Here is an 18,155-nt window from a genome sequence, read left to right as displayed (position 1 = left end):
GGTTCGTAAGGGTTGTGGACGGACCGCACCAGCCTACGCCAGGCCTTTCTCCCGCTCGTGCTCAGGCCGCGTACGCCCCGGCCAGGACGCCGAGGAAGGCGCCCGCGATGAGGAACGGCCCGAAGGGGATGGCCGTCTTGCGGTTCGCGCGCCGGGCGACGAGGAGGGCGCCCCCGTACAGCGCCCCGAGCAGGAACCCGGCGAAGGTGCCCAGCATCAGTGTGGGCCAGCCGTACCAGCCGAGGACGGCACCGGCCGTGAGGGCGAGCTTGACGTCGCCGAAGCCCATGCCGGCCGGGTTGATGAGGAACAGCACGAGGTAACCGGCGCCGAGGGCGAGGGCGCCCAGCAGGGCGGTCGTCCACTCCCCCGCGTGCTCGGGCACGAGCGCGGTGAGCCCGAGCAGGACGAGGGCGGCGCCGGCCAGCGGCAGGGTGAGCGGGTCGGGCAGCCGCCGCACCTTCAGGTCGACGACGGCGAGCAGTACGCCGACGGGGGCGAGCAGCAGCCAGACGGCGAGCTCGGGCCGGGTGCCGGTGGCGGCTGCGAGGAGGACGCAGACGAGGGCGGTGGCGACGGCGAGGGACGCGGTGCGGGGCCCGTAGGCGGTCTGGTGGGCCTGCTCGACCTGCTCGACCTGGCCGGCCTGCTCGACCTGGCCGACCTGGCCGGTCGCACACTGCCCGCACCGCGCCGGGCCGAACCAGCCCCGGACGGGATGCCCGCCCGGGCACCGCTCTCGCCACGCCTCCCCGGAGGGGGCGGAGAACCGGTAGGCCGCGCGGGGCAGCAACGCGCCCGTCGCCGCGCCCCACAGCGCGGCGACGAGAACGACCACGAGATCGATGTCGATGGCCGTGTCGATAGCGGTGTTGATGGCGGCGTTGATAGCGGTGTCGGTGCTCATCCGGCGGCGGAGACGCCCTCGCGCCAGGTCGGCAGCAGCTCGTCGAGCAGCGCCTCGGTGCGCGGCGGCACGCCACGGGCTCCGCTCCGGGCGACGAGGTCGGCGGCGAGGGCGCGCAGCCGGCCGGGGTCCCCGGTGGTGTGGGTGGCGCGCAGCAGCTCGTGCCACAGGCGTTCGTCGGCGGGGGCGGTGCGCAGCGCCGCGGTCAGCGCCTCGATGGCCTTCTCCGCGCGGTCCTTCTCCAGGTGGAACTCGGAGAGCGCCAGCCCGGTGTCGGCGACCAGCAGTGGGAGCTGGGCGTCGACGATCTCGTGGGTGAGCCAGCGGTAGCGGCCCTCGGGCCGGTCGGCCAGCAGCGGCCCGCGCACCAGCACCAGCGCGTCGGTGAGCAGCCGCCCGCGCACCTGGCGGCTGCCGACGCCCCGGCCCTGGGTGGCCTCGTAGTAGAGGGAGCGCAGGACGTCGAGGTCCGAGACGACGGACTTGGCGAGGGTGAGCCGGCCGGTGGCGTCGGTGCCGAGCCGAGGGTTGCCTTCGGGGTCGGAGCCGAGCCAGGCCCGCAGCCGCTCCAGCAGCGCGTCGCGCACGTCCGCCGTCACGCCGCGCGGCCACAGCGCGGAGGACAGCACCCGCGGGTGGACGCCCTCGCGGTGCAGCAGGAGCAGCGCCAGCGCCTCGTGCAGAAGGGCGCTGCGCTCACCGTCGGGCGCGTCCAGGCCGATGATCTCGTACGACCCGACGAGGCGGGCGTACACCGCGGGCCGCCCCTGCTCGCTGATGTCGACGAGGAACGGCGGGGCGTTGGCCGGCCGGCCGGACCCACCCTCGGGGTCGGAGCCGGGGCCGGAGCCGGGGTCGGCGTCGGTGAACAGCTCGACGACGGCACGCCGCTGGGCGGCCGGCAGCATCTGGGCGTCCAGTTCGAGCCCGAGCAGCGGCGCGAGCAGGCGGCCCTCGCCGGTGATCTCCATCTCCCAGGCGGCGCCGGGCAGGTCGGTGCCCTCGGTGCCGACGAGGTAGCCGATGCCGAGCCGACCGGCGTCGGCGGCGAGTTCGGCCAGTCGCATCGCGTCGTCGTCGGAGGGTTGGGCGGCCAGCAGGACGAGGTGCGGGGCCCAGCGCGTGTGCTGGGCGGGCCCGGTGCGGCCGGTGAGCACGGAGCCGTGCCCGGCGGTGCCGAGCGCGCCGCGCCGCTGCCGGGTCTCGGCGGACATGGTCTCGAAGAGGTCCTCGAACCCGTCGAGATGGCGGATCCGGTTGGGCGCGAGGGGCGTGAGATCGTCCCCGAACCCGACCAGGGTGATGGTCATACGGTCCGACCAGCCGTTGGTGGCCAACTCGGCGGCGACCGACGCGAACACGGCGGCCCGGTCGGCCTCGGTGCCGCCGAGCGAGACGATGCCGGGGACGGCCTCCAGGTTGAGCAGCAGCCGGGAGTCGTCCATGGTGCCGAGACTGACGAGACCGGGGTACGGCGCGGCCGTCTCGGCCTCCTCGTACCCCTCGGCGTCGGCGCGGGCCAGCATCCAGAAGGTCTGGTCCTGCCCCTGCCGCCAGGGCGAGGGCGGCTTCCCGGACGGCTGGGCGAGCTGGAGGTGCAGGTCGCCGTTGCCGCTCATCCAGGCCGCGTAGACGACGGGCAGCGGGCGGGACTCGGCGGTGAGGGAGCCGGCCAGCCCGCGCAGCGACCGGTCGAGCAGGCGTACGCCCTCGGGATCGGCGCCGACGAGCAGCGCGTCCTGCACGTCCTGGGCGTCGCCGGTCGGTGTGGGCGGCTCCATGCCGCGCCGTCCGCCGACCGTGCCGAGCGCCGACTGCCACATCGCCTGGCGGCGCCGTCGCCCGAGGGCGCCGAGGAGACCGGCGGCGAGCAGGGGCGCGGCGAGCAGGGCCTCGGGCAGCCCGAAGGAGTGGCCGTCCTGTGCGGCGGCGGGGGCCGCGTGTTCCCGGTCCGCGTGGGGGGCGGGGGTGACGGGCGTGACGGGGTTCGCGGGCGTGGGCGCGGGCCGCTGCTCGGGCAGCGAGACCTGGGCGTCGCCGGAGCCGCTGCCACCGCCGCTGCCCTGGGCGTGGTCCCCGCTCTGGGCGTAGTCGCTGATCTGCTGCTGCACCTGCTCGGAGACGTTGGGCGCCTCGTCGGGCATCTCGACCAGCTCGCCGCCACGGGCGTCGCCGGGCATCTCCATGATCCAGCCGGGCCGGATGAGGCTGGCCTCGGACAGCCGGGACCCGTCCGGCTGCACCCGGTCCTTGTTGAGCTCGAAGATCTCCTTGTACCGCCGCCCGTCACCGAGGTGCCGTTCGGCCACCTCCCAGAGGGAGTCGTGGTGACGCCCCTCGGGCGGCTGGATCCGGTAGTACTTCGTGTCGCCGTGCGCGGCGGAGGAGCCGCCGTCGGCGCGGGCGGCGTCCTGACCCGCCTGTCCCGCCTGCTCAGCGAGGGCGTTGGCAGTGGCGGCCGCCTGTTCCTGCTGCTGGGCGAAGATCCCGGGCGTCTGCTGGGCGGCGGCGACGGCCGGCTTCTGGTTCCCCTCCAGGCTCTGCCCCAGCTGCGACAGCCCCGGCGTGAGGCTCGCCGCGGTGGCGCCGACGAGGAGCAGGGCGGCGACCAGCTGCCGGGCGAGCAGTTGACTGGGCCCGGACCCCGGCACCCGCCCCGGCACCCCGACACCGGACAGCGCGGCCTTGACCTCGACGAGCACACAGGCGGTGAACTGCGCCCAGGCGAGCCAGACGATGACGGTGAGGATGTGCAGGAAGGTGGAGACGGTGATCTCGCGCTGCAGCCAGTCGAGGCTCGGCGCCCCACCCGGGAACGGCCACCCCGCGGTCACGGCCAGCGCGAACGGCACCCCGACGACCAGCCCCGCCAGTACGACGAAGGCAAGGAACGCCTTGACGAAGTCCCCGAACGACCGCCGCCGCACCCGCACGGGCTGCGGCGTGCGGTTTCTCGGTGCCGAGGGTGCCGAGGAAGCCGTCGAGCTTGACGAGCTGGTGGTGCGGCGTCGCGGCATGGGCGGAGTCCTGGGTCGTGGTCGTGGGCGGCGAAAGCCGCGGGGGCGTCCAGTAAGAGGGGTGTGCTGAGCCTACCGAGATCTTATGGACTCCCACCGGCGGCGGCGAAGGGGCGAGGGAGGCCCACATCACAACGTCCGCCCGTTTCACGCCCTTTGCCCGCCTCTACGGAGACCCTCTTCACACACCGCACACAATCCCCGAAAACCGGTCAGAGGCCGTGCACGCACCCCTGGTAGCTTCGTTCCCTCTCGCACACGCCGCATCCCGGGGGGAACACCAGTGGCCCGCAGCGCCCTCACCATGACCGCCGCCACCTTCGCCGCGACGGCGGCCCTGCTCCTGACCGCCTGCGGCGGAGACGGCGACGAGTCGTCCCCGGACGACATCAAGGGGGCGGGGACGGGGGCGAGCACCTCGTCTCCGTCGACCTCGGCGTCGGGAGCGGCCGACGTGGACCGGCCGGACGTGAGCCTGCCCGAGGACTTGAAGCTGGTCTTCGACTTCCAGCGGCCGTCGGACGCGGACCAGGCCGCAGCGCTGGAGGACGCCGCGAACTACATCCGCGCCCTGGACCACGGCATCGCGCAGCAGGATCCGAACGACCCCGCGTATCAGTTCTATTCGACCGGCGGCGCCGAGAAATACGCGAAGTCCCAGATCGAGGCGTGGGTCAAGGACGGCTGGACGGTCACCGGAGACGACCGGTACTTCAACGCCAGTATCGACCCCGTGGGTGAGGGCAAGTCGGTGCTCGTCAGCTTCTGCCGCAACCAGGCGAAGTTCTACAGCAAGAAGGTCGAGACCGGGAAGGTCAACTACACCGAGGAGAACCTGGACAGCTACCAGAAGTTCAGCCTGCTGATGAGCCCTTCCGAGGCGTCGGCGGCGGTGTGGCAGGCGCGGCAGATCGAGGTGCAGGGACGGGTGAAGGAGTGCAAGGGATGACCGTGCGTCGTCGCCGCCTCTACTGGTCGTCCGCAGCTCTGTCGATCGTCATGGTCGGAGGCCTGGCCCCGGCGGCCCATGCCAACGGCACCCCCGGCAACACCACGACGCCTCCAGCCGACGAGAGCCCCAAGGGCGACGCGAACGGCCGCACCCTGCTGTCGTCGGTCTCCCAGTCCAGGATTCGGCTCACCTATCCCGACGGCCGGACCGGCAGCGGCTCCATGGAGGACCTCACCTCCGTCGACCCCAACTGGGAGCCGCCCGTCTGCTGGTACGAGCCCGTGTTCACTCCCGAACAGCTCAAGTCCGCGGTTGCGGATCTGAAGAAGAACGGCGGCCTGGGCGCCGTGAACGCCCACGAGTTCTGGACCTCGGGCATCTTCGTGGATCACTACGAGGAGGGCGAGGAGCAGGACAACTTCGACGTCAACTCGTCGCAGAACACCATGGCCAAGGGCTACAAGGACTACAACGTGGGCAAGGACGGGATGTTCTGGCGCAGCGTGGTCCGCAAGGGGCACGAGCACGACACCAAGGCCTGGGACTGCGGCCGCGTCATGTTCTGGCAGGACGCCGGCACGATCCCGGACGACGAGCACGCCCCCACCCCCGAGACGCTCGCGGCCTACGCGTACGACCAGATCGACGTACCCAAGACCGAGGTCGAGCTGAAGCCCCGGACGAAGTCCACCGTCAATCTCCCCACCTGGGTCTGGCTGGACAAGGGCACCTTCAAGGAGGTCAAGGTCCGGGCCGAGCTGCCGGGCACCGGTCTGTGGGCGGAGACGACCGCGAAGCCGATCGCCCTCCATCTGGAACCCGGCACGGCCGACGCCGAGACCTTTCCCGCCTCCGGCGACTGCGAGATCAACGCCGACGGCTCCATCGGTACGCCGTACACGAAGGGCAAGGCCGACGAGACGCCTCCCTGCGGCATCCGCTACCTACGCGCGTCGAACGGCGAGCCGTACCAGCTGAAGGCCTCGATCACCTGGGAGATCTCCTGGGAAGGCAACGGCGGCGCCCAGGGCGACCTGCCGGACGGCACCTTCGAGACGACCCAGGACATGGAAGTCCAGGAGATCCAGTCCATCAACCGCTGAACAGATCCTCGGCCCGCTCCGCGGTCAGCGCACGCCGCGCCCAGACTTCGAGCTGGTCGAGGTCCCAGCAGTCGAGCACGCGCTCCCGCAGAGCGAAGCACACCGGGATGTCCCGCCATTCGAGAATGCGGAGCGTCATCCTGGCTCGCTCCTGGATCCAGCCCTCCACCCGGCCTTCCTCGCGGACCTGCACAGCCACTGGGTTGTCGAAGAAGTAACGGATCTTCCTAGGCACGCGTCCCACCTCTCCGGTACGGCCCGATCGTCCCGCTACGCCGCGACAAGGTCACACCACACGTACTTGCCCCGGTTCCCGTCCCTGGCCAGCGGTTGCCACCCCCACAGGTCCGCGCACGCCCGCACGAGCGCGAGGCCGCGGCCCTCCTCCGCCTCCGTGAGCGCGTCCAGGTTCCCGGGCGGCTCCGGCGGCCCCGGGTCGGCGTCCCACGCCCCGACCCGCAGCACACCCGCCGCCCACCGCACCCGCAGCGCGGCGGGCCCCTTGGTGTGCCGTACGGCGTTGGAGACCAGCTCCGTCGCGAGCAACTCGGCGGTGTCCACGAGGCGGATGAGGCCGTGCATGGTGAGGATGAGACGAAGAGTGCGGCGGCAGACGGTGACGGCGCGCAAGTCGTTCGGGATGTAGAGGGTGTACTCCCAGGGAGCAGCCGGGTCGAAGGGCTCGGTTTCAGGCATGAGGGAACTCCGTTCGTCGGAAGGGGGAGGCAGGTGGCATCGCCGCAACCGTCGTGATCAGGACGACACGGTGCTCTTCCAGCCCATCGACAGCACTCCGTGTGCGTCGCATCACCGACGGTAGAGCAAAAATTTTTGCCCACGCAAGCCATTGCTCTAATCTGGCCCCGTAAGCGGTACAGGGACAGACGAGTTGAGGCCCGGAGGAAACACGTGGCGCCAAGGAGTCGGCCAACGGCGCGGCAGGCACGTCTGGGTACGGAACTGCGCAGGTTGCGGGAGGCCGCCGGGCTGAAGGCACGGGAGGCGGCGGGGTTAATCAGCTCGACTTCGGCTCAGATGAGTCAGGTTGAAGCAGGCTTCGCCGGGGCGAGCGAGGCGCGTGTGCGACGGCTGGCCGCTCACTACGCCTGCGCCGACGAAGCTCTGGTCGACGCCTTGGTGACGATGGCGACCGATCGCACTCAGGGATGGTGGGAGGAGTTCCGAGGAATTCTGCCTCCGGTGTTCCTGGACGTCGCCGAGTTGGAGCACCACGCGACGTTCCTTCACGAGGTCGTGATCACTCATGTCCCGGGGCTGCTCCAGACGCCCGACTACGCACGCGCGGTCTTCGGTTACATGGTGCCGGAGTTGCCGGACAGCGAGCTGATTCCACGCGTGGAGCATCGCTTGAGACGCCGTGCGGTGATCGAGCGCGATGCTCGAGCGGCCTACGAGACCGTGGTCCACGAAGCCGCGCTACGCATCCGCGTGGGCGACCGCGGAGTGTGGCGAGCGCAGTTGCGCAGGCTCCTGGACGAGTCGGAGAGGGAACACGTCACGGTGCGGGTCATCCCGTTCGACACCGATCACTTCGCCGGCGCCAGCGCTGCCATGATGCATCTGGGCGGGCCACTCCCTCAGCTGGACACCGTGCTTCGCGACTCCCCCAACGGCACGGCGTTCCTGGACGCCCAGTCGCAACTGGAGCGCTTTCGAACGCTGTTCCGTAAGGTGGAGCAGGCGTCACTCGATCCCCATCGGACGCGTGATTTCATCCACCACCTGGCGAAGGAATTGTGAGGTACGGGACGTGACCGTACGCCCCCGCTGGCGGAAGTCCTCCTACTCCGAGGGCGGCGACGGCAACACCTGCGTGGAGATAGCAGCCCTGCACACCCGCATAGCCGTACGCGACTCGAAGGCGCCCTCACAGGGCACAGTCACCGTCCAGATCGGATCCTTCGCCGCCCTCATACAGAGCCTCAAGAGGACCACTGTCTGACCGGCGATACGCTCGTGTGCGCTAAGTTCAGACGCGCGTTCCAAGCGAGGGCATCGCACGTGCACGGGGGAGAACACGGTGTCGCACAGGCCGGCGGACTGGTACGTACTCGACCTGGACAATGACCCGACGCCGGGCGACCCCGACCGCATTCGCAAACTCGCCGGCACCCTGCACGACTTCGCCGACGACGTGTCCGACGTACTGCGCGACCTCAAGGGCATCGCCAAGGAGGAGGAGATCCTCTCCTGGGCGGGCAAGACGGCGGAGGTGTTCGCCGAGGAGTTCGAGGACGCCCCGAAGAAGCTGCGCAAGCTGAAGAAGTCGTACGGCCTGGCGGGCGACGCGCTGGCCACCTTCTGGCCCGATCTCCAGGACGCCCAGGAGAAGGCCGACAAGGCGCTGCGTGACGGCCGCAAGGCCCGCGAGGAACTCACCACCGCCCAGACCGCACTGACCGGTGCTGATGACTGGGTGCGCAGGGCGACCGAGAAGAGCGACTCGTACGACCCGGCCAAGAGCGGCGGCAAGGACGTCCCCAAGCCCGACGAGGCCGACGTCCGCCGCGCCACGCGTGACGCCCAGCACGCCAAGGCCCGGCAGGCGGCGGCCGAGCGGAACGTGGGGAGTGCCCAGAGCGCCCTCGACGCGGCCAAGAAGCTCGCCGGTCAGGCGAAGGGGCTGCGCGAGGAGGCCGCCCGCCGGACGGTGACCAAGCTCCGGGAGGCCTCCGACGCCGGTATCCCCAACCGGCACTGGTGGGAGGAGATCGGCGACTGGGTCTCCGACCACTGGGACGAGATCGTCACCATATGCAAGTGGGTCGTGACGATCGTCGGCATCATCGTGATGATCGTGGGCGGCCCGCTGGGCTGGCTGGTGTTCGCGGCGGCACTCGTCGTGATGGCGGACACGATAAGAAAAGTCATCAAAGGCGAGGCCGGCTGGGGTGATCTCCTATGGGCCGCCCTGGACTGCATACCGGCCACCAAGGGCTTCACCAGCCTCGCGAAGCTCGGCAAGCTGTGGAAGGCGGGCGGCCTGCGGGCCTTGGGCACCGGTTTCATGAAGGGAATCGGTGGAGGGCTGCTCAAGAAGATCCAGCAGCTGAGGTCCGGAGAGGGCCTACGCGGCATCTACCGCCCGTTCAAAGGATCTACCCGTCTCTTCGGCGGCACGATCCCCTACCGGGCCCTCACCCCCAAGGCGCGGCAATTGGCAAGGGACCTGACCAAAGGGCCCGTTCGCATTTCACCCAACGAAGTCAACATATCTCACATGTCCGAACTTCAGCAGTTCCACGGAGTGGAGCACGCGGTCGTACAGAACCCCTCGGGACAGATGCGCCTCTTCCAGGGGGACGAGGTTACGACGATCGTCCCGAAGGAACTGCGCGACGAGGGCTACAAGTTCACCGTGCACACGCATCCCGAAGACCGCCTGCCCGGGCCGCCCGACGAGATGGAAGCCGCTCGTGGCATGAAGAACAGCATGAGCCGCGACCTGGACAACAAGAGGTCCCCTCATATGGAAGCGGTCATCAGCCGCGACGGGCAGGTCCGGTTCTTCGACAACACCGGCGTTCTGGAATTGCCTCCGGGCACTTACCCTCCGGGCGGCCCCATCGGCGAGCGCGGCGGAATCGTCCCAGTGACCGGCCTATGATGATAGAAGGATCGACGCACTGCCCGCCTTCCGCTGCGATTCAAGTGACCCCGACCCGGACCGACAGGCGATCAAGATGCCAGACGTGAATGAGTGCCAGATCTGTGGTGCTCCGGCTCCACTCATCGCGGGACAGTGCGACGGTGTCGCCGGGTACCGTCTGCTGCGGGATCCGTGGGCCCCGAAACCGTCCTTCCTCGACGGCAACCTCCATTTCTCCTGTCTGTCGGAGTCGGATCGAAGCGGGCTCTTCTTCGACGAGTTCACCCACATGCTGCGCGCCGGTCATGAAGAGGTCGAAAGCCTTGATGGTTCTCCTCCTTCCCTTACCAGGATGGGCCTGGGCATGACGGAGATCTTTTCCGGTGCCGAATGCTGCGTGTTCCAGAGCGGCGTTGCCGACCGGTGGATGGTGGTGAAGCGCAACGGACCGTGGTTCCGGCTGCGCCTGGAGGACATCACTGAACTCGCCCGCGGCGCCGCTCTCCGGTCTTCCTCGGACGTCGTCCCGTACCGTCTCCCGGTCGACCTCGGTGACGACGTCAGGGAGTTGAGCCTTGCGTCCCTGCTGTCCGTCCTGGGCGTGACGGACCGCTACGAGCCGGACGTCGTGGAATACGAAGCGGTCGACTACTACCCGCCGAAACTGCTGCTCGAGTACGTGGCTCGCGCACCGCTGCGCCTACCTCGTGAGGCGGTGGCATTCCTCACTGAGTACGTTCAGAATTACACCCCGGTAAGTTACGACGACGAGGCCTGATGTCCACACCTTCCACGCCCATTGGTGTATCCCTTTCGGTCCCGGAATCGTGGTGGGAGTTCGACATCCGTCCCGAAGGCCGGGAGGCTACGATCCGCGCCTTGGTGGATGAACGCCTCGCCGAGACGCCCGAGCTGGCGCCGTATCGCGCCGACCTGACCGCCATGCTCCGGAAGATGGCCAAGGACGCCCACGACTCCGGTGCCCTCTACCTGGGCTGCATGGCGGAGAACTTCGACGGTGTCCCGCTCACCGCGACCGTCACCGTGTCCGTGCTCGGCGCCAAGAACAAGCAGGGGGTCGCTCTGTCCACCGACCCCCGGGCCATCGCCGACAGCCTGCGTACGATCACCGCGCGGCGTGAAGGCGCCGCCTGGCGCAAGGTGACGACCGTCGACGTCCCCGAAGTGGGCCCGGCCGCGAGGACGTACGGCGTCGAGGACGTGCCCGTGGCGCCGGGCGACAGTCGTACCCTGCGTATGGCGCTGACACAGACGTACATCCCCGTCCCGGGAACCACCGACCGGGTCGTCCTCGTCTCCGGAGCCAGCCCGGTGCTGGACCTCGCCGAGGCGTTCCACGACATCTTCGACGCTGTGACCAGCACCTTCCGTTTCGCCTGACCTGCAGAGAGGACTCCGGGCCATGGGCAAGAGCGACCTCGCACTCCCGTTGACCGAGCTGGAGGACTACGGGCGCCGGCTGCGGTCGCTCAAGACGCGGCTGAACCACACGGCGAAGCTCTTCGAGTCCTACGAGGACGACATCGGCGACGGCAGCGTCAACGACGCCCTCGGCGACTTCGAGTCCAACTGGGAGGACGGCCGCGAGGACATCACCCAGCAGCTCGACGCCCTCGCGAGCATGTCCGACGCCGTGGTCCGCGAGTTCAAGAAGCTCGACGACGAACTCACCAAGCAGGTCAACGACGCCGTGAAGACGGAGGACAAGCGGGGCGGCAAGGGCGGCAAGGGCGGCGACAAGTAGCGATGGTCAGGGTGCCCGTGCCGCATCTCGTCGGCGTGCCGCAGCTGGAGTCCGACTTCGCCCCCGGCACTCTCTCCGACGAGCTGGCCGAGTCTCTGGCCGGATTCCTGGAGGAGGCGGAGCCCGTCCTGTTCTCACCGGGCACTCTGCCGGATCCGTTCTCCGACTCGGCTGACGTGCGCGTACGTGTGGGAGTCATGACCGACGGACGCTGGGTCTGGCCCCTCGCCTGGGCAGACCACGTCCGGCAGCATCGCGTGGCGCCACCACCGGCATTCGTCCGGCACGCCGTCTCGCTCCGTTTCTCGGCCCCGGAGGTCAGCGTTGAACGAGCACTCGCCATCGCGCGGGCCGAAGGGCTCCCCCTGCCCGACTGAGGGCACCCGGGCGGCACGTACGGTCCGGGCCGTCGGGTTCTTCGACGAGCTCTCGCCCGGCTGGGGGTTCCCCACCGACGGCACGATCAAGGACGCGGTCAGGTCGTCGGCGGTCAGCGACGGGCAACGACTCGTCGAGTACCTCCGGCAAGGCTCCGGCATCTGGTCGGAGATGGGCGCGCAGGCCGACGTGCTGGATCCCGAAGGGCCGGTCCTGGTGAGCGCCGGCTCCCTCCTCACGGACGGGGTCTGGCTCTGGCGGGAGGATCTCGCGTACTACGTGGGCAGGTACCACCTGGCTCTGCCCGGAGACTTCGTCGCGCGCGTCAGAGAGCTGGGCCACCGGCCACCGGAGGTCCCGGAAACCAGGCTCGTCGACATCCTGACCCGGGATCTCGGGATCCCCATGGACTGAGCGCCGCCACTCAGCTCGCCGTTCACCCCACCTCGTTCTCCGCCACCGCCTCGCCGTGGACCACCACGTCGCCGCCGTAGAACATGCCGGTGAAGACCGGGGAGTAGGTGAGCTGGACCTCGACCTGCACCTGGGCCGCGTCGGCTGTGACGCAGTGGGTCGCGGCGATGTCCGCGCCGGTCATGTCCATCTCGGCGGCGAAGGCCTTGACCCGGGCGTTGCAGTTCTCGTAGTTGATGGGGGCGGGGCCGCCCACGTCGTCGTAGAGGGCCTCGCGGTCGATGTCCTGGGCGGCGTAGCGGGCGGCCTGTTCGGCGATGTCCGCCGCGCGTTCGCGCTTGGAGATGGACATGCCGCCGTCGATGACGAAGGCCGACAGGGACAGGAAGACCAGCGCGAAGATGATGACCGCGCCGGCGCCCGAGCCGCGGTCGTCCAGCCGGGTGCGCCGGTCCGCGAGCCAGTCGCGTACCTGGGTTCTCACGCCGTCCTCCGGTACGGGTCCAGCGGGGAGCTGAAGGTCGCCGACAGGGTCGTGGGGATGTTCAGGCCGATCGAGTCCAGGCCGCGCACCTCGCAGCTCACCTCGACCGTGAAGAGGGTGTCCGGTTCGAAGCCCGCGCTCTTCTGGACGACCGAGACCGGGCCGGAGCACACGTCCGCGAGGTTGGCCTCGGCGGCCTTCTTCGCCTCCGCCATCGCCGTACCGTGGTCCTTCTGGATCGAGCCCGCGCGGGCCGCGTCCCTGGCGGCGCCGTCGAGTGCGCCGCGGCCGTCGACGAGCTGACCGAAGGCCACCAGGACGAGGATGAAGAGGATCATCACGGGGGCCAGGATGACCACCTCGATGGTGGACAGCCCCCGGTCGTCACCCTCGTTGCGCAGCGGCCGAACGCCGCTGCGGCGGAAGGGGTTCATCTAGTTGCCCCCCTCCTGCACGAAGCGCTCGACCGGGCCCATCGACTGGGCGTGCACCGTCAGGTCCAGGCCGGGGAAGACGGTGGGGATACGGGCCGTGATCTCCACCCCGACCGTGTTCTGCTCCGGCTGGACCATCTTCACGTCGGGGGACAGGACCAGTTGCGGGCCGAGTTGGCGGATGTAGCTGTCGACCACGTCCCGGGCCTCGCCCCGCCACGCGCCGGGCTGGGCGTCCGCCGTCGCGCGGGCCTTGCGCGCGCCCGCCTGGGCCGCGGCCTGCGCCACGTGGTCCGCGAAGAAGTACAGACCGAACTGCACCGTCGCGAAGATCATGAAGAACAGGACCGGAGTGAGCAGCACGAACTCGATCGCGGTCATGCCGGAGTCGTCGCCGCGGGTGGTCGCGGCCTCCCGCGCTGCGTCCACCCTGCGGCGCACCCGTCTGTGCACGCCCCCGAGTGCGCCCTTGAGCACGCCGCGCACAGCGCCCGGCGTCCTCGTCCCCGTCTGTCCCGTCACGTCGTCCCCGTCAGAACCTGGCGTCGGCCGGTCAGCAGGTCTTGCCCGCGTCCGCGCCCTTGATGCAGTCGCCGACCTTGTTGGCGCCGTCGCTGAGCGCGGCGTTGATGATGGCGGCCACCACGCCGACGATCGCGACGACGACCGCGGAGATGATGACCCACTCGACCGCGGAGGCGCCGCGGTCCAGCTCGCCGGAGCGGGCGCGCTCCACGCGGGCCCGCAGGAAGGTGATCAGGAAGTCGACGGGCACGATGCCCGTGGTGCCGGTGCGGAGGTTCCGTCCGTTCATGGTGGGTTCTGTCCTCTCGTGTCAGTTCTGGGAGCGAAGCGGCTCGGAGCTGCTGAACCGGGGCTGCGGCGGGTGCGGCGAGTGCGCCGGAAACTGCGTCACACCTGGAACACCCGCATCGCCGCCGGATAGATCAGGAACACCAGGAACCCGGCGCACAGCAGGAGCTGGGCCACGAGCATCGACTGGGACTTCTCGCCCGCGCTGCCCTCGATCTCGGAGAGTTCACGGTGGCGCATGGTCTCGGCGCGGGAGGCGAGGGACTCGCGGACCTTGGCACCGTCGTCCGCCACCAGGGCGAGGGAGGCGGAGAGGTCCTTGAGTTCCTCGACGCCCAGGTCCTCGCCGAGCTGCCCCAGCGCCTGCCACTGGCTGATGCCCGTGATGCGCGCGTCGGCCAGCGCGTTGCGGATGCGGTGGGTGGCCCAGCCGTCCGACACCTCCGCCGCCGCCATCAGCGCCTCCGGCAGACCCCGGCCGCCGGCCAGGCTCATGGAGACCAGGTCCAGGTACGCCCCGATCACGCGCCGCAGGTCACGGCGCTTGTCGGCGGCGTCCCTGCGTACCTCCAGGTCGGGGAGGAAGAAGAAGAGCGCCGCGCAGAGCAGGGCCAGCCAGACCGGGATGATCGGGCTGTCCCCGAAGCCCAGCTGCCAGACGATCGCGAACAGGAACGGGCCGAAGAACAGGCCGCCCACCGCCAGCAGCGCCTTCGTCGCCAGGAACTTCTCCCAGCTGCGGTCCAGCACCGCCAGGTCCGCGCGCAGCGAGCGCTGCTCCCAGCCCTGCTGGAGATACAGCTCGGCGACCCGGGCGCCGACCTGGGCCCGCAGCGAGCCGAGACGGCTGGTGTCCTTCGCCGCGCGGGACGACTCGTACGCCGCCCCGCGCGCCCGCATCGCGTCGATGCGGGCGACCTGCTGGATCGGGCTGCGTCTGCTCGGCATCAGAGCACGGACCAGGGCGTAGATGCCCAGGCCGGTGACGGCGCCGACCAGGACCGGCATGGTCAGGTTCATCGTCGTACCCCCTCGTCCCCAGACGCCGGCGACGGCTGGGACGGTTGCGGCAGGCGCTGTACGGGCTGACCGGGGGGACCCGGCTGGCCCGGCGTGCGGGGGCGCACGAACTGGACGTCGGCGCCGTCGCGGACCAGGAAGCGCTCCGGGGTCTCGATGGTCGACAGCTTGCGCAGCCACCAGAAGCCCAGCGCGAACAGGCCGCACACGCAGACCAGGACCAGCTGGCCGACGGGTGAGCCGTACGGCTCGACGAAGTCCCGGTTGAAGATGGACAGGCCGAGGACGAAGAGGACCGAGACCGCGACCACGATCTGCACCGACCGGCGGGTCGACGCGCGCTGCGCCATCACGCGCTGGCGCATGTCGACCTCCTCGCGCGCCGACTTGGCGAGCGCGCCGAGGACCTGGCGCAGGCCCGGGCCGCGCAGGCGTGCGTTGAGGATGAGGGCCGCGACGATGATGTCGGCGGACGCGTCGTCGATCTCGTCGGCGAGGTGCTGGAGCGCCTCGGGCAGCGGGGTGCGCGAGCGCAGCCGGTCGACCAGGGAATCCAGGTGGGGGCGGAGTACGGGCGCGGCGGCTCGGGCGGAGGCCGGGATGGCCTGCTCCAGGCCGACCGCGCCCGCGATGGTGTCCCGCAGCGACTCCGTCCACGAGGCGAGGGCCTCCACCCGCTTCATGGCGGCGCGTTCCTCGGCGGCGCCGCCGAAGAGGCGGTCCCAGAAGAAGACGAGGACACCGGCGGCGATGCCGAGCACCGCCCAGCGGGTCAGGAGCAGGACGACGAGGCCGACGAGGGCCGCGGCGGAGCCGCGCCGGCCCGCCCAGCGGATCAGCTCGTTGACGCGCTCGCTGGCCTGCCGCTTCTCGTGCTCGGGCTTGGCGGGGAGTCCGCGTACGGCGACGAGGAAGAGGGCCAGGCCGCCGCCGACGGCGACGCCGCAGCCGAGCGCGAACAGGACCGTGGTGGAGAACAGCCCGCCCATGGAGCCGAGCGAGTCCAGTGCCGCGAGTGTCGTGGTGGTCGTCATCCCCGTCGTCGTCTCCGTCGTCGTCTCCATTTCCCCGTCACCCCCACGTTCCGTTGGGCCGGTAGCCGTAGGCGATGAGTTCCTCCAGGCAGGCGATGGGGGCATGCGGGACGACCTGGCCGTCCGGCGTCTCGGCGAACACCTCGCTGGACAGCACGCGGCCGTCGACGCCGTTGACCTCGCGGACCGAGGTGACCATGCGCTGGAGGCGGCCGCCGCTCTGGAAGTCGTTGCGCCGCTGGACGAAGACGACGAAGTTGACGGCGCCGGCCACCAGCATCTGGCTGGCCTCGATCGGCAGCCGCTCGGTCGCCTGGAGGGCGTACGTGGAGATGCGGTTGAAGACCTCGTGCGAGCTGTTGGCGTGGATCGTGGAGAGCGAGCCGTCGTTGCCCTGCGACATCGCGTTCAGCATGGTGACGATCTCGTCGCCGAGCACCTCACCGACGATGACGCGGGAGGGGTTCATGCGCAGCGAACGGCGGACCAGCTCCGCCATGGTGATGGCGCCCTGGTCCTCGGAGTTGGGCAGCCGCTCCTCGAACGCGACGACGTTGGGGTGGAGTTCGGGGAAGGTGTCGAGGCCCAGCTCCAGCGCGCGCTCCACCGTGATCAGCCGCTCGTGCGGCGGGATCTCGTTGGCGAGGGCGCGCAGCAGTGTCGTCTTTCCGGCGTTGGTGGCGCCCGCGATCATGATGTTCTTGCGGGCCCGGACCGCGCAGGCCAGGAAGTGGCCCAGCTCGGGGGTGAGGGTGCCGTTGCCGACCAGGTCGGAGATGAAGACCTTGCCCAGGCGGGCGCGGCGGATGGAGAGCGCCGGGCGCCGGGTGACGTCCATGACCGCCGACAGACGCGAACCGTCCGGCAGCCTGAGGTCCAGCTGCGGGTTGGCGGAGTCGAAGGGGCGGGAGGACAGGCCGGAGTAGGCGCCGAGGATCTGGATCAGCTCGATGAGCTCCTCGTCGGTCTCGGCGACGGCCTCGCCGCGCGTCTCGCGCCCGTCGGAGTAGCCGACGAAGACGTGGTCGCACCCGTTGATGTCGATGTTCTCGACCTCGGGGTCGTCGAGGAGCGGCTGGAGCCGGCCGACGCCGAAGAGCGCGGCGTGCACGGCGGCCGCGTACGCCTCCTCCGTCTCCGCGTCCAGCGGCGTACGCCCGCCGTTGATCTCCGCGCGGGCGTACTCCTCGAGTATCTGCGCGATGACGGCGCGCGCGTAGTGCCGTTCGTCCTCGGTGGACATCGGCGTGACGCCGCTGACCTGGTCCTGGCGGCGCTGCTCGGAGATGCGGTCGCCGGCGTCCTGCCGGAACCGCTTGACCAATGAGTGGTCGACAGCGGTCATCGGCCGGCCCCCGCGTGGCCGGACATGCCGGGACCGGCGGGACCGGCGGCACCGGGACCGCCGGGCATGGACCAGGCGGCGCCGAACTGCTGGTACAGGTCCGAGGTGACCTTGCGGGCCGAGCGGATGAGCAGCGACTTCTCCAGCCGCCCGCGCCTGCGCCCGGCCAACTGGTCGGCGCCGGCCGGGTCGTCGGCGATGGTGCCGACCACGCGGGCGCCGGTCTGGGCGTGCACCAGCATGTCGTTGACCTGGCCGGAGAGCTTGGCCGCGTTGTTCGTGTCGGCGACGAGGACGACGCCGACCAACGGCAGGCCGAGGCCGGCGGCGCCCCGCGATCCGCCGTGCAGCTTGTTGGACAGCGCGGCGGCACGGTCCCGGACCCGGGCGATGGCCTCCGGCTCGGTGCGGGAGATGAGGAGGACGAGCGAGGCGTGCGGGAACAGCTCGGTCGCCGGGGAGTCCCCGCTGATCCGGCCGCAGTCGGCGATGACGTCGGCGGGGGCGTTCGGGGAGTCGGCGAGGGAGGCGAAGGCCCGGCCGAGGGTGGGCCACAGGCCCGCGAGCCCGGCGGCCTGCTCGGAGATGCCGAGGCCGACCAGCACCTCCAGGCCGCCGCTGAGCGGCTGTACGTGGTCCCAGAGCTGGTCGGGCACGAGGCCTCGGCGGGCGGTCGCGGCGATCGACAGCATGCCGGTGTTCGGGTTCAGCGGACCGCCGTGCGCGGCGGCCGACCGGTACACCAGGTCGCCGCCCGCCGGGTCCGTCTCGGCGAGCAGGACACGGCGCGGCCAGACCGCCGCGAGGGCGACGGCCGCGGTGGTGACGCCGGGGGAACCCTTGTCGGCGGCGAGGGCGATGAGGGCCATGGCTTCTTCG

General features: G+C 70.5%; 22 protein-coding genes. 10 read left to right on the top strand and 12 right to left on the bottom strand.

What is annotated here, in order from left to right:
- Positions 1-61: 61 nt before the first annotated feature.
- Together C4J65_RS19905 and C4J65_RS19900 are read right to left on the bottom strand one after the other, a co-directional pair.
- Positions 62-907: an A24 family peptidase gene (locus C4J65_RS19905; RefSeq protein WP_115743620.1), complete on the bottom strand. Its 846-nt coding sequence runs from the start codon at positions 905-907 to the stop codon at positions 62-64.
- Positions 904-3,924: a bacterial transcriptional activator domain-containing protein gene (locus C4J65_RS19900; protein WP_115743619.1), complete on the bottom strand. Its 3,021-nt coding sequence runs from the start codon at positions 3,922-3,924 to the stop codon at positions 904-906. Before C4J65_RS19900 ends, C4J65_RS19905 begins: the two co-directional genes overlap by 4 nt.
- 283 nt (positions 3,925-4,207) lie before the next feature.
- Between C4J65_RS19900 and C4J65_RS19895 the strand changes: the two genes are divergently transcribed.
- A complete protein-coding gene (locus C4J65_RS19895) occupies positions 4,208-4,873 on the top strand; it encodes a hypothetical protein (protein WP_115743618.1) in 666 nt (221 codons plus the stop codon).
- Positions 4,870-5,979 (top strand): hypothetical protein, encoded by a 1,110-nt coding sequence (locus C4J65_RS19890; protein WP_240330474.1) that lies wholly within the window; start codon positions 4,870-4,872, stop codon positions 5,977-5,979. The genes C4J65_RS19895 and C4J65_RS19890 overlap by 4 nt, the downstream gene beginning before the upstream one ends.
- Here C4J65_RS19890 and C4J65_RS19885 read toward each other — a convergent pair.
- Positions 5,969-6,214 (bottom strand): hypothetical protein, encoded by a 246-nt coding sequence (locus C4J65_RS19885; protein ID WP_240330473.1) that lies wholly within the window; start codon positions 6,212-6,214, stop codon positions 5,969-5,971. The two genes, C4J65_RS19890 and C4J65_RS19885, sit on opposite strands and share 11 nt — an antisense overlap.
- Positions 6,215-6,249: 35 nt before the next feature.
- Complete coding sequence (locus C4J65_RS19880) at positions 6,250-6,675, bottom strand: ATP-binding protein (protein WP_115743617.1); 426 nt, start codon at positions 6,673-6,675, stop codon at positions 6,250-6,252.
- 213 nt (positions 6,676-6,888) lie between these two features.
- Here C4J65_RS19880 and whiJ point away from each other — a divergent pair, with 213 nt between their 5' ends.
- The 8 genes from whiJ (at position 6,889) to C4J65_RS19840 (ending at position 12,146) form a co-directional block, all read left to right on the top strand.
- Entirely contained in the window at positions 6,889-7,740 is an 852-nt protein-coding gene (gene whiJ / locus C4J65_RS19875) for a transcriptional regulator WhiJ (RefSeq protein ID WP_115743616.1), read from the top strand.
- A gap of 10 nt (positions 7,741-7,750) precedes the next feature.
- Complete coding sequence (locus C4J65_RS19870; RefSeq protein ID WP_115743615.1) at positions 7,751-7,942, top strand: DUF397 domain-containing protein; 192 nt, start codon at positions 7,751-7,753, stop codon at positions 7,940-7,942.
- Positions 7,943-8,020: 78 nt separating this feature from the next.
- Positions 8,021-9,607, top strand: a complete 1,587-nt coding sequence (locus C4J65_RS19865) for a WXG100 family type VII secretion target (RefSeq protein ID WP_115743614.1) — start codon at positions 8,021-8,023, stop codon at positions 9,605-9,607.
- A 76-nt stretch (positions 9,608-9,683) separates the two neighbouring features.
- On the top strand, positions 9,684-10,367 hold the full coding sequence (locus C4J65_RS19860; RefSeq protein ID WP_115743613.1) for a hypothetical protein: 684 nt from the start codon (positions 9,684-9,686) through the stop codon (positions 10,365-10,367).
- Entirely contained in the window at positions 10,367-10,990 is a 624-nt protein-coding gene (locus C4J65_RS19855) for a hypothetical protein (protein ID WP_115743612.1), read from the top strand. Before C4J65_RS19860 ends, C4J65_RS19855 begins: the two co-directional genes overlap by 1 nt.
- A 22-nt stretch (positions 10,991-11,012) precedes the next feature.
- Positions 11,013-11,354 carry a hypothetical protein gene (locus tag C4J65_RS19850; protein ID WP_115743611.1) on the top strand — a complete coding sequence of 114 codons (342 nt, stop codon included), beginning with the start codon at positions 11,013-11,015 and terminating at the stop codon, positions 11,352-11,354.
- 2 nt (positions 11,355-11,356) lie between these two features.
- A complete protein-coding gene (locus tag C4J65_RS19845; protein ID WP_115743610.1) occupies positions 11,357-11,731 on the top strand; it encodes a hypothetical protein in 375 nt (124 codons plus the stop codon).
- The gene (locus tag C4J65_RS19840; RefSeq protein ID WP_115743609.1) at positions 11,679-12,146 is read left to right on the top strand and encodes a hypothetical protein; all 468 of its coding nucleotides are present in this window, start codon (positions 11,679-11,681) and stop codon (positions 12,144-12,146) included. The genes C4J65_RS19845 and C4J65_RS19840 overlap by 53 nt, the downstream gene beginning before the upstream one ends.
- A gap of 22 nt (positions 12,147-12,168) precedes the next feature.
- Here the strand turns inward: C4J65_RS19840 and C4J65_RS19835 are convergent, their stop codons facing one another.
- The 8 genes from C4J65_RS19835 to C4J65_RS19800 form a co-directional block, all read right to left on the bottom strand.
- On the bottom strand, positions 12,169-12,630 hold the full coding sequence (locus tag C4J65_RS19835) for a pilus assembly protein TadG-related protein (protein ID WP_109035685.1): 462 nt from the start codon (positions 12,628-12,630) through the stop codon (positions 12,169-12,171).
- The gene (locus C4J65_RS19830; protein WP_115743608.1) at positions 12,627-13,064 is read right to left on the bottom strand and encodes a TadE/TadG family type IV pilus assembly protein; all 438 of its coding nucleotides are present in this window, start codon (positions 13,062-13,064) and stop codon (positions 12,627-12,629) included. The genes C4J65_RS19835 and C4J65_RS19830 overlap by 4 nt, the downstream gene beginning before the upstream one ends.
- Positions 13,065-13,445, bottom strand: a complete 381-nt coding sequence (locus C4J65_RS19825) for a TadE family protein (RefSeq protein ID WP_202493508.1) — start codon at positions 13,443-13,445, stop codon at positions 13,065-13,067. It abuts the gene before it with no gap.
- 172 nt (positions 13,446-13,617) lie between these two features.
- Entirely contained in the window at positions 13,618-13,878 is a 261-nt protein-coding gene (locus C4J65_RS19820) for a hypothetical protein (protein WP_016326983.1), read from the bottom strand.
- Between the two features lie 98 nt (positions 13,879-13,976).
- On the bottom strand, positions 13,977-14,897 hold the full coding sequence (locus tag C4J65_RS19815) for a type II secretion system F family protein (RefSeq protein ID WP_003974413.1): 921 nt from the start codon (positions 14,895-14,897) through the stop codon (positions 13,977-13,979).
- Positions 14,894-15,886, bottom strand: a complete 993-nt coding sequence (locus tag C4J65_RS19810; RefSeq protein WP_240330638.1) for a type II secretion system F family protein — start codon at positions 15,884-15,886, stop codon at positions 14,894-14,896. Before C4J65_RS19810 ends, C4J65_RS19815 begins: the two co-directional genes overlap by 4 nt.
- 82 nt (positions 15,887-15,968) lie before the next feature.
- A complete protein-coding gene (locus C4J65_RS19805; protein WP_115743606.1) occupies positions 15,969-17,276 on the bottom strand; it encodes an ATPase, T2SS/T4P/T4SS family in 1,308 nt (435 codons plus the stop codon).
- Positions 17,273-18,145 carry a hypothetical protein gene (locus C4J65_RS19800; RefSeq protein ID WP_115743605.1) on the bottom strand — a complete coding sequence of 291 codons (873 nt, stop codon included), beginning with the start codon at positions 18,143-18,145 and terminating at the stop codon, positions 17,273-17,275. The genes C4J65_RS19805 and C4J65_RS19800 overlap by 4 nt, the downstream gene beginning before the upstream one ends.
- Between the last annotated feature and the right edge of the window lie 10 nt (positions 18,146-18,155).

Origin of the sequence: Streptomyces sp. CB09001, assembly GCF_003369795.1 — a bacterium.
In the GTDB taxonomy this organism is placed as follows: Bacteria; Actinomycetota; Actinomycetes; order Streptomycetales; family Streptomycetaceae; genus Streptomyces.
The sequence above is the reverse complement of the archived record's forward strand: the minus strand, read 5'-3'. Positions and strand labels throughout refer to the sequence as shown.

Excerpts from the sequence above, each read along its gene's own strand:
- C4J65_RS19905 (WP_115743620.1), bottom strand. The coding sequence starts at position 907 with ATGAGCACCGACACCGCTATCAACGCCGCCATCAACACCGCTATCGAC.
- C4J65_RS19900 (WP_115743619.1), bottom strand. The coding sequence starts at position 3,924 with ATGCCGCGACGCCGCACCACCAGCTCGTCAAGCTCGACGGCTTCCTCG.
- C4J65_RS19890 (WP_240330474.1), top strand. The coding sequence starts at position 4,870 with ATGACCGTGCGTCGTCGCCGCCTCTACTGGTCGTCCGCAGCTCTGTCG.
- C4J65_RS19880 (WP_115743617.1), bottom strand. The coding sequence starts at position 6,675 with ATGCCTGAAACCGAGCCCTTCGACCCGGCTGCTCCCTGGGAGTACACC.
- C4J65_RS19860 (WP_115743613.1), top strand. The coding sequence starts at position 9,684 with ATGCCAGACGTGAATGAGTGCCAGATCTGTGGTGCTCCGGCTCCACTC.
- C4J65_RS19855 (WP_115743612.1), top strand. The coding sequence starts at position 10,367 with ATGTCCACACCTTCCACGCCCATTGGTGTATCCCTTTCGGTCCCGGAA.
- C4J65_RS19850 (WP_115743611.1), top strand. The coding sequence starts at position 11,013 with ATGGGCAAGAGCGACCTCGCACTCCCGTTGACCGAGCTGGAGGACTAC.
- C4J65_RS19845 (WP_115743610.1), top strand. The coding sequence starts at position 11,357 with ATGGTCAGGGTGCCCGTGCCGCATCTCGTCGGCGTGCCGCAGCTGGAG.
- C4J65_RS19830 (WP_115743608.1), bottom strand. The coding sequence starts at position 13,064 with ATGAACCCCTTCCGCCGCAGCGGCGTTCGGCCGCTGCGCAACGAGGGT.
- C4J65_RS19825 (WP_202493508.1), bottom strand. The coding sequence starts at position 13,445 with ATGACCGCGATCGAGTTCGTGCTGCTCACTCCGGTCCTGTTCTTCATG.
- C4J65_RS19820 (WP_016326983.1), bottom strand. The coding sequence starts at position 13,878 with ATGAACGGACGGAACCTCCGCACCGGCACCACGGGCATCGTGCCCGTC.
- C4J65_RS19815 (WP_003974413.1), bottom strand. The coding sequence starts at position 14,897 with ATGAACCTGACCATGCCGGTCCTGGTCGGCGCCGTCACCGGCCTGGGC.
- C4J65_RS19810 (WP_240330638.1), bottom strand. The coding sequence starts at position 15,886 with ATGGGCGGGCTGTTCTCCACCACGGTCCTGTTCGCGCTCGGCTGCGGC.
- C4J65_RS19805 (WP_115743606.1), bottom strand. The coding sequence starts at position 17,276 with ATGACCGCTGTCGACCACTCATTGGTCAAGCGGTTCCGGCAGGACGCC.
- C4J65_RS19800 (WP_115743605.1), bottom strand. The coding sequence starts at position 18,145 with ATGGCCCTCATCGCCCTCGCCGCCGACAAGGGTTCCCCCGGCGTCACC.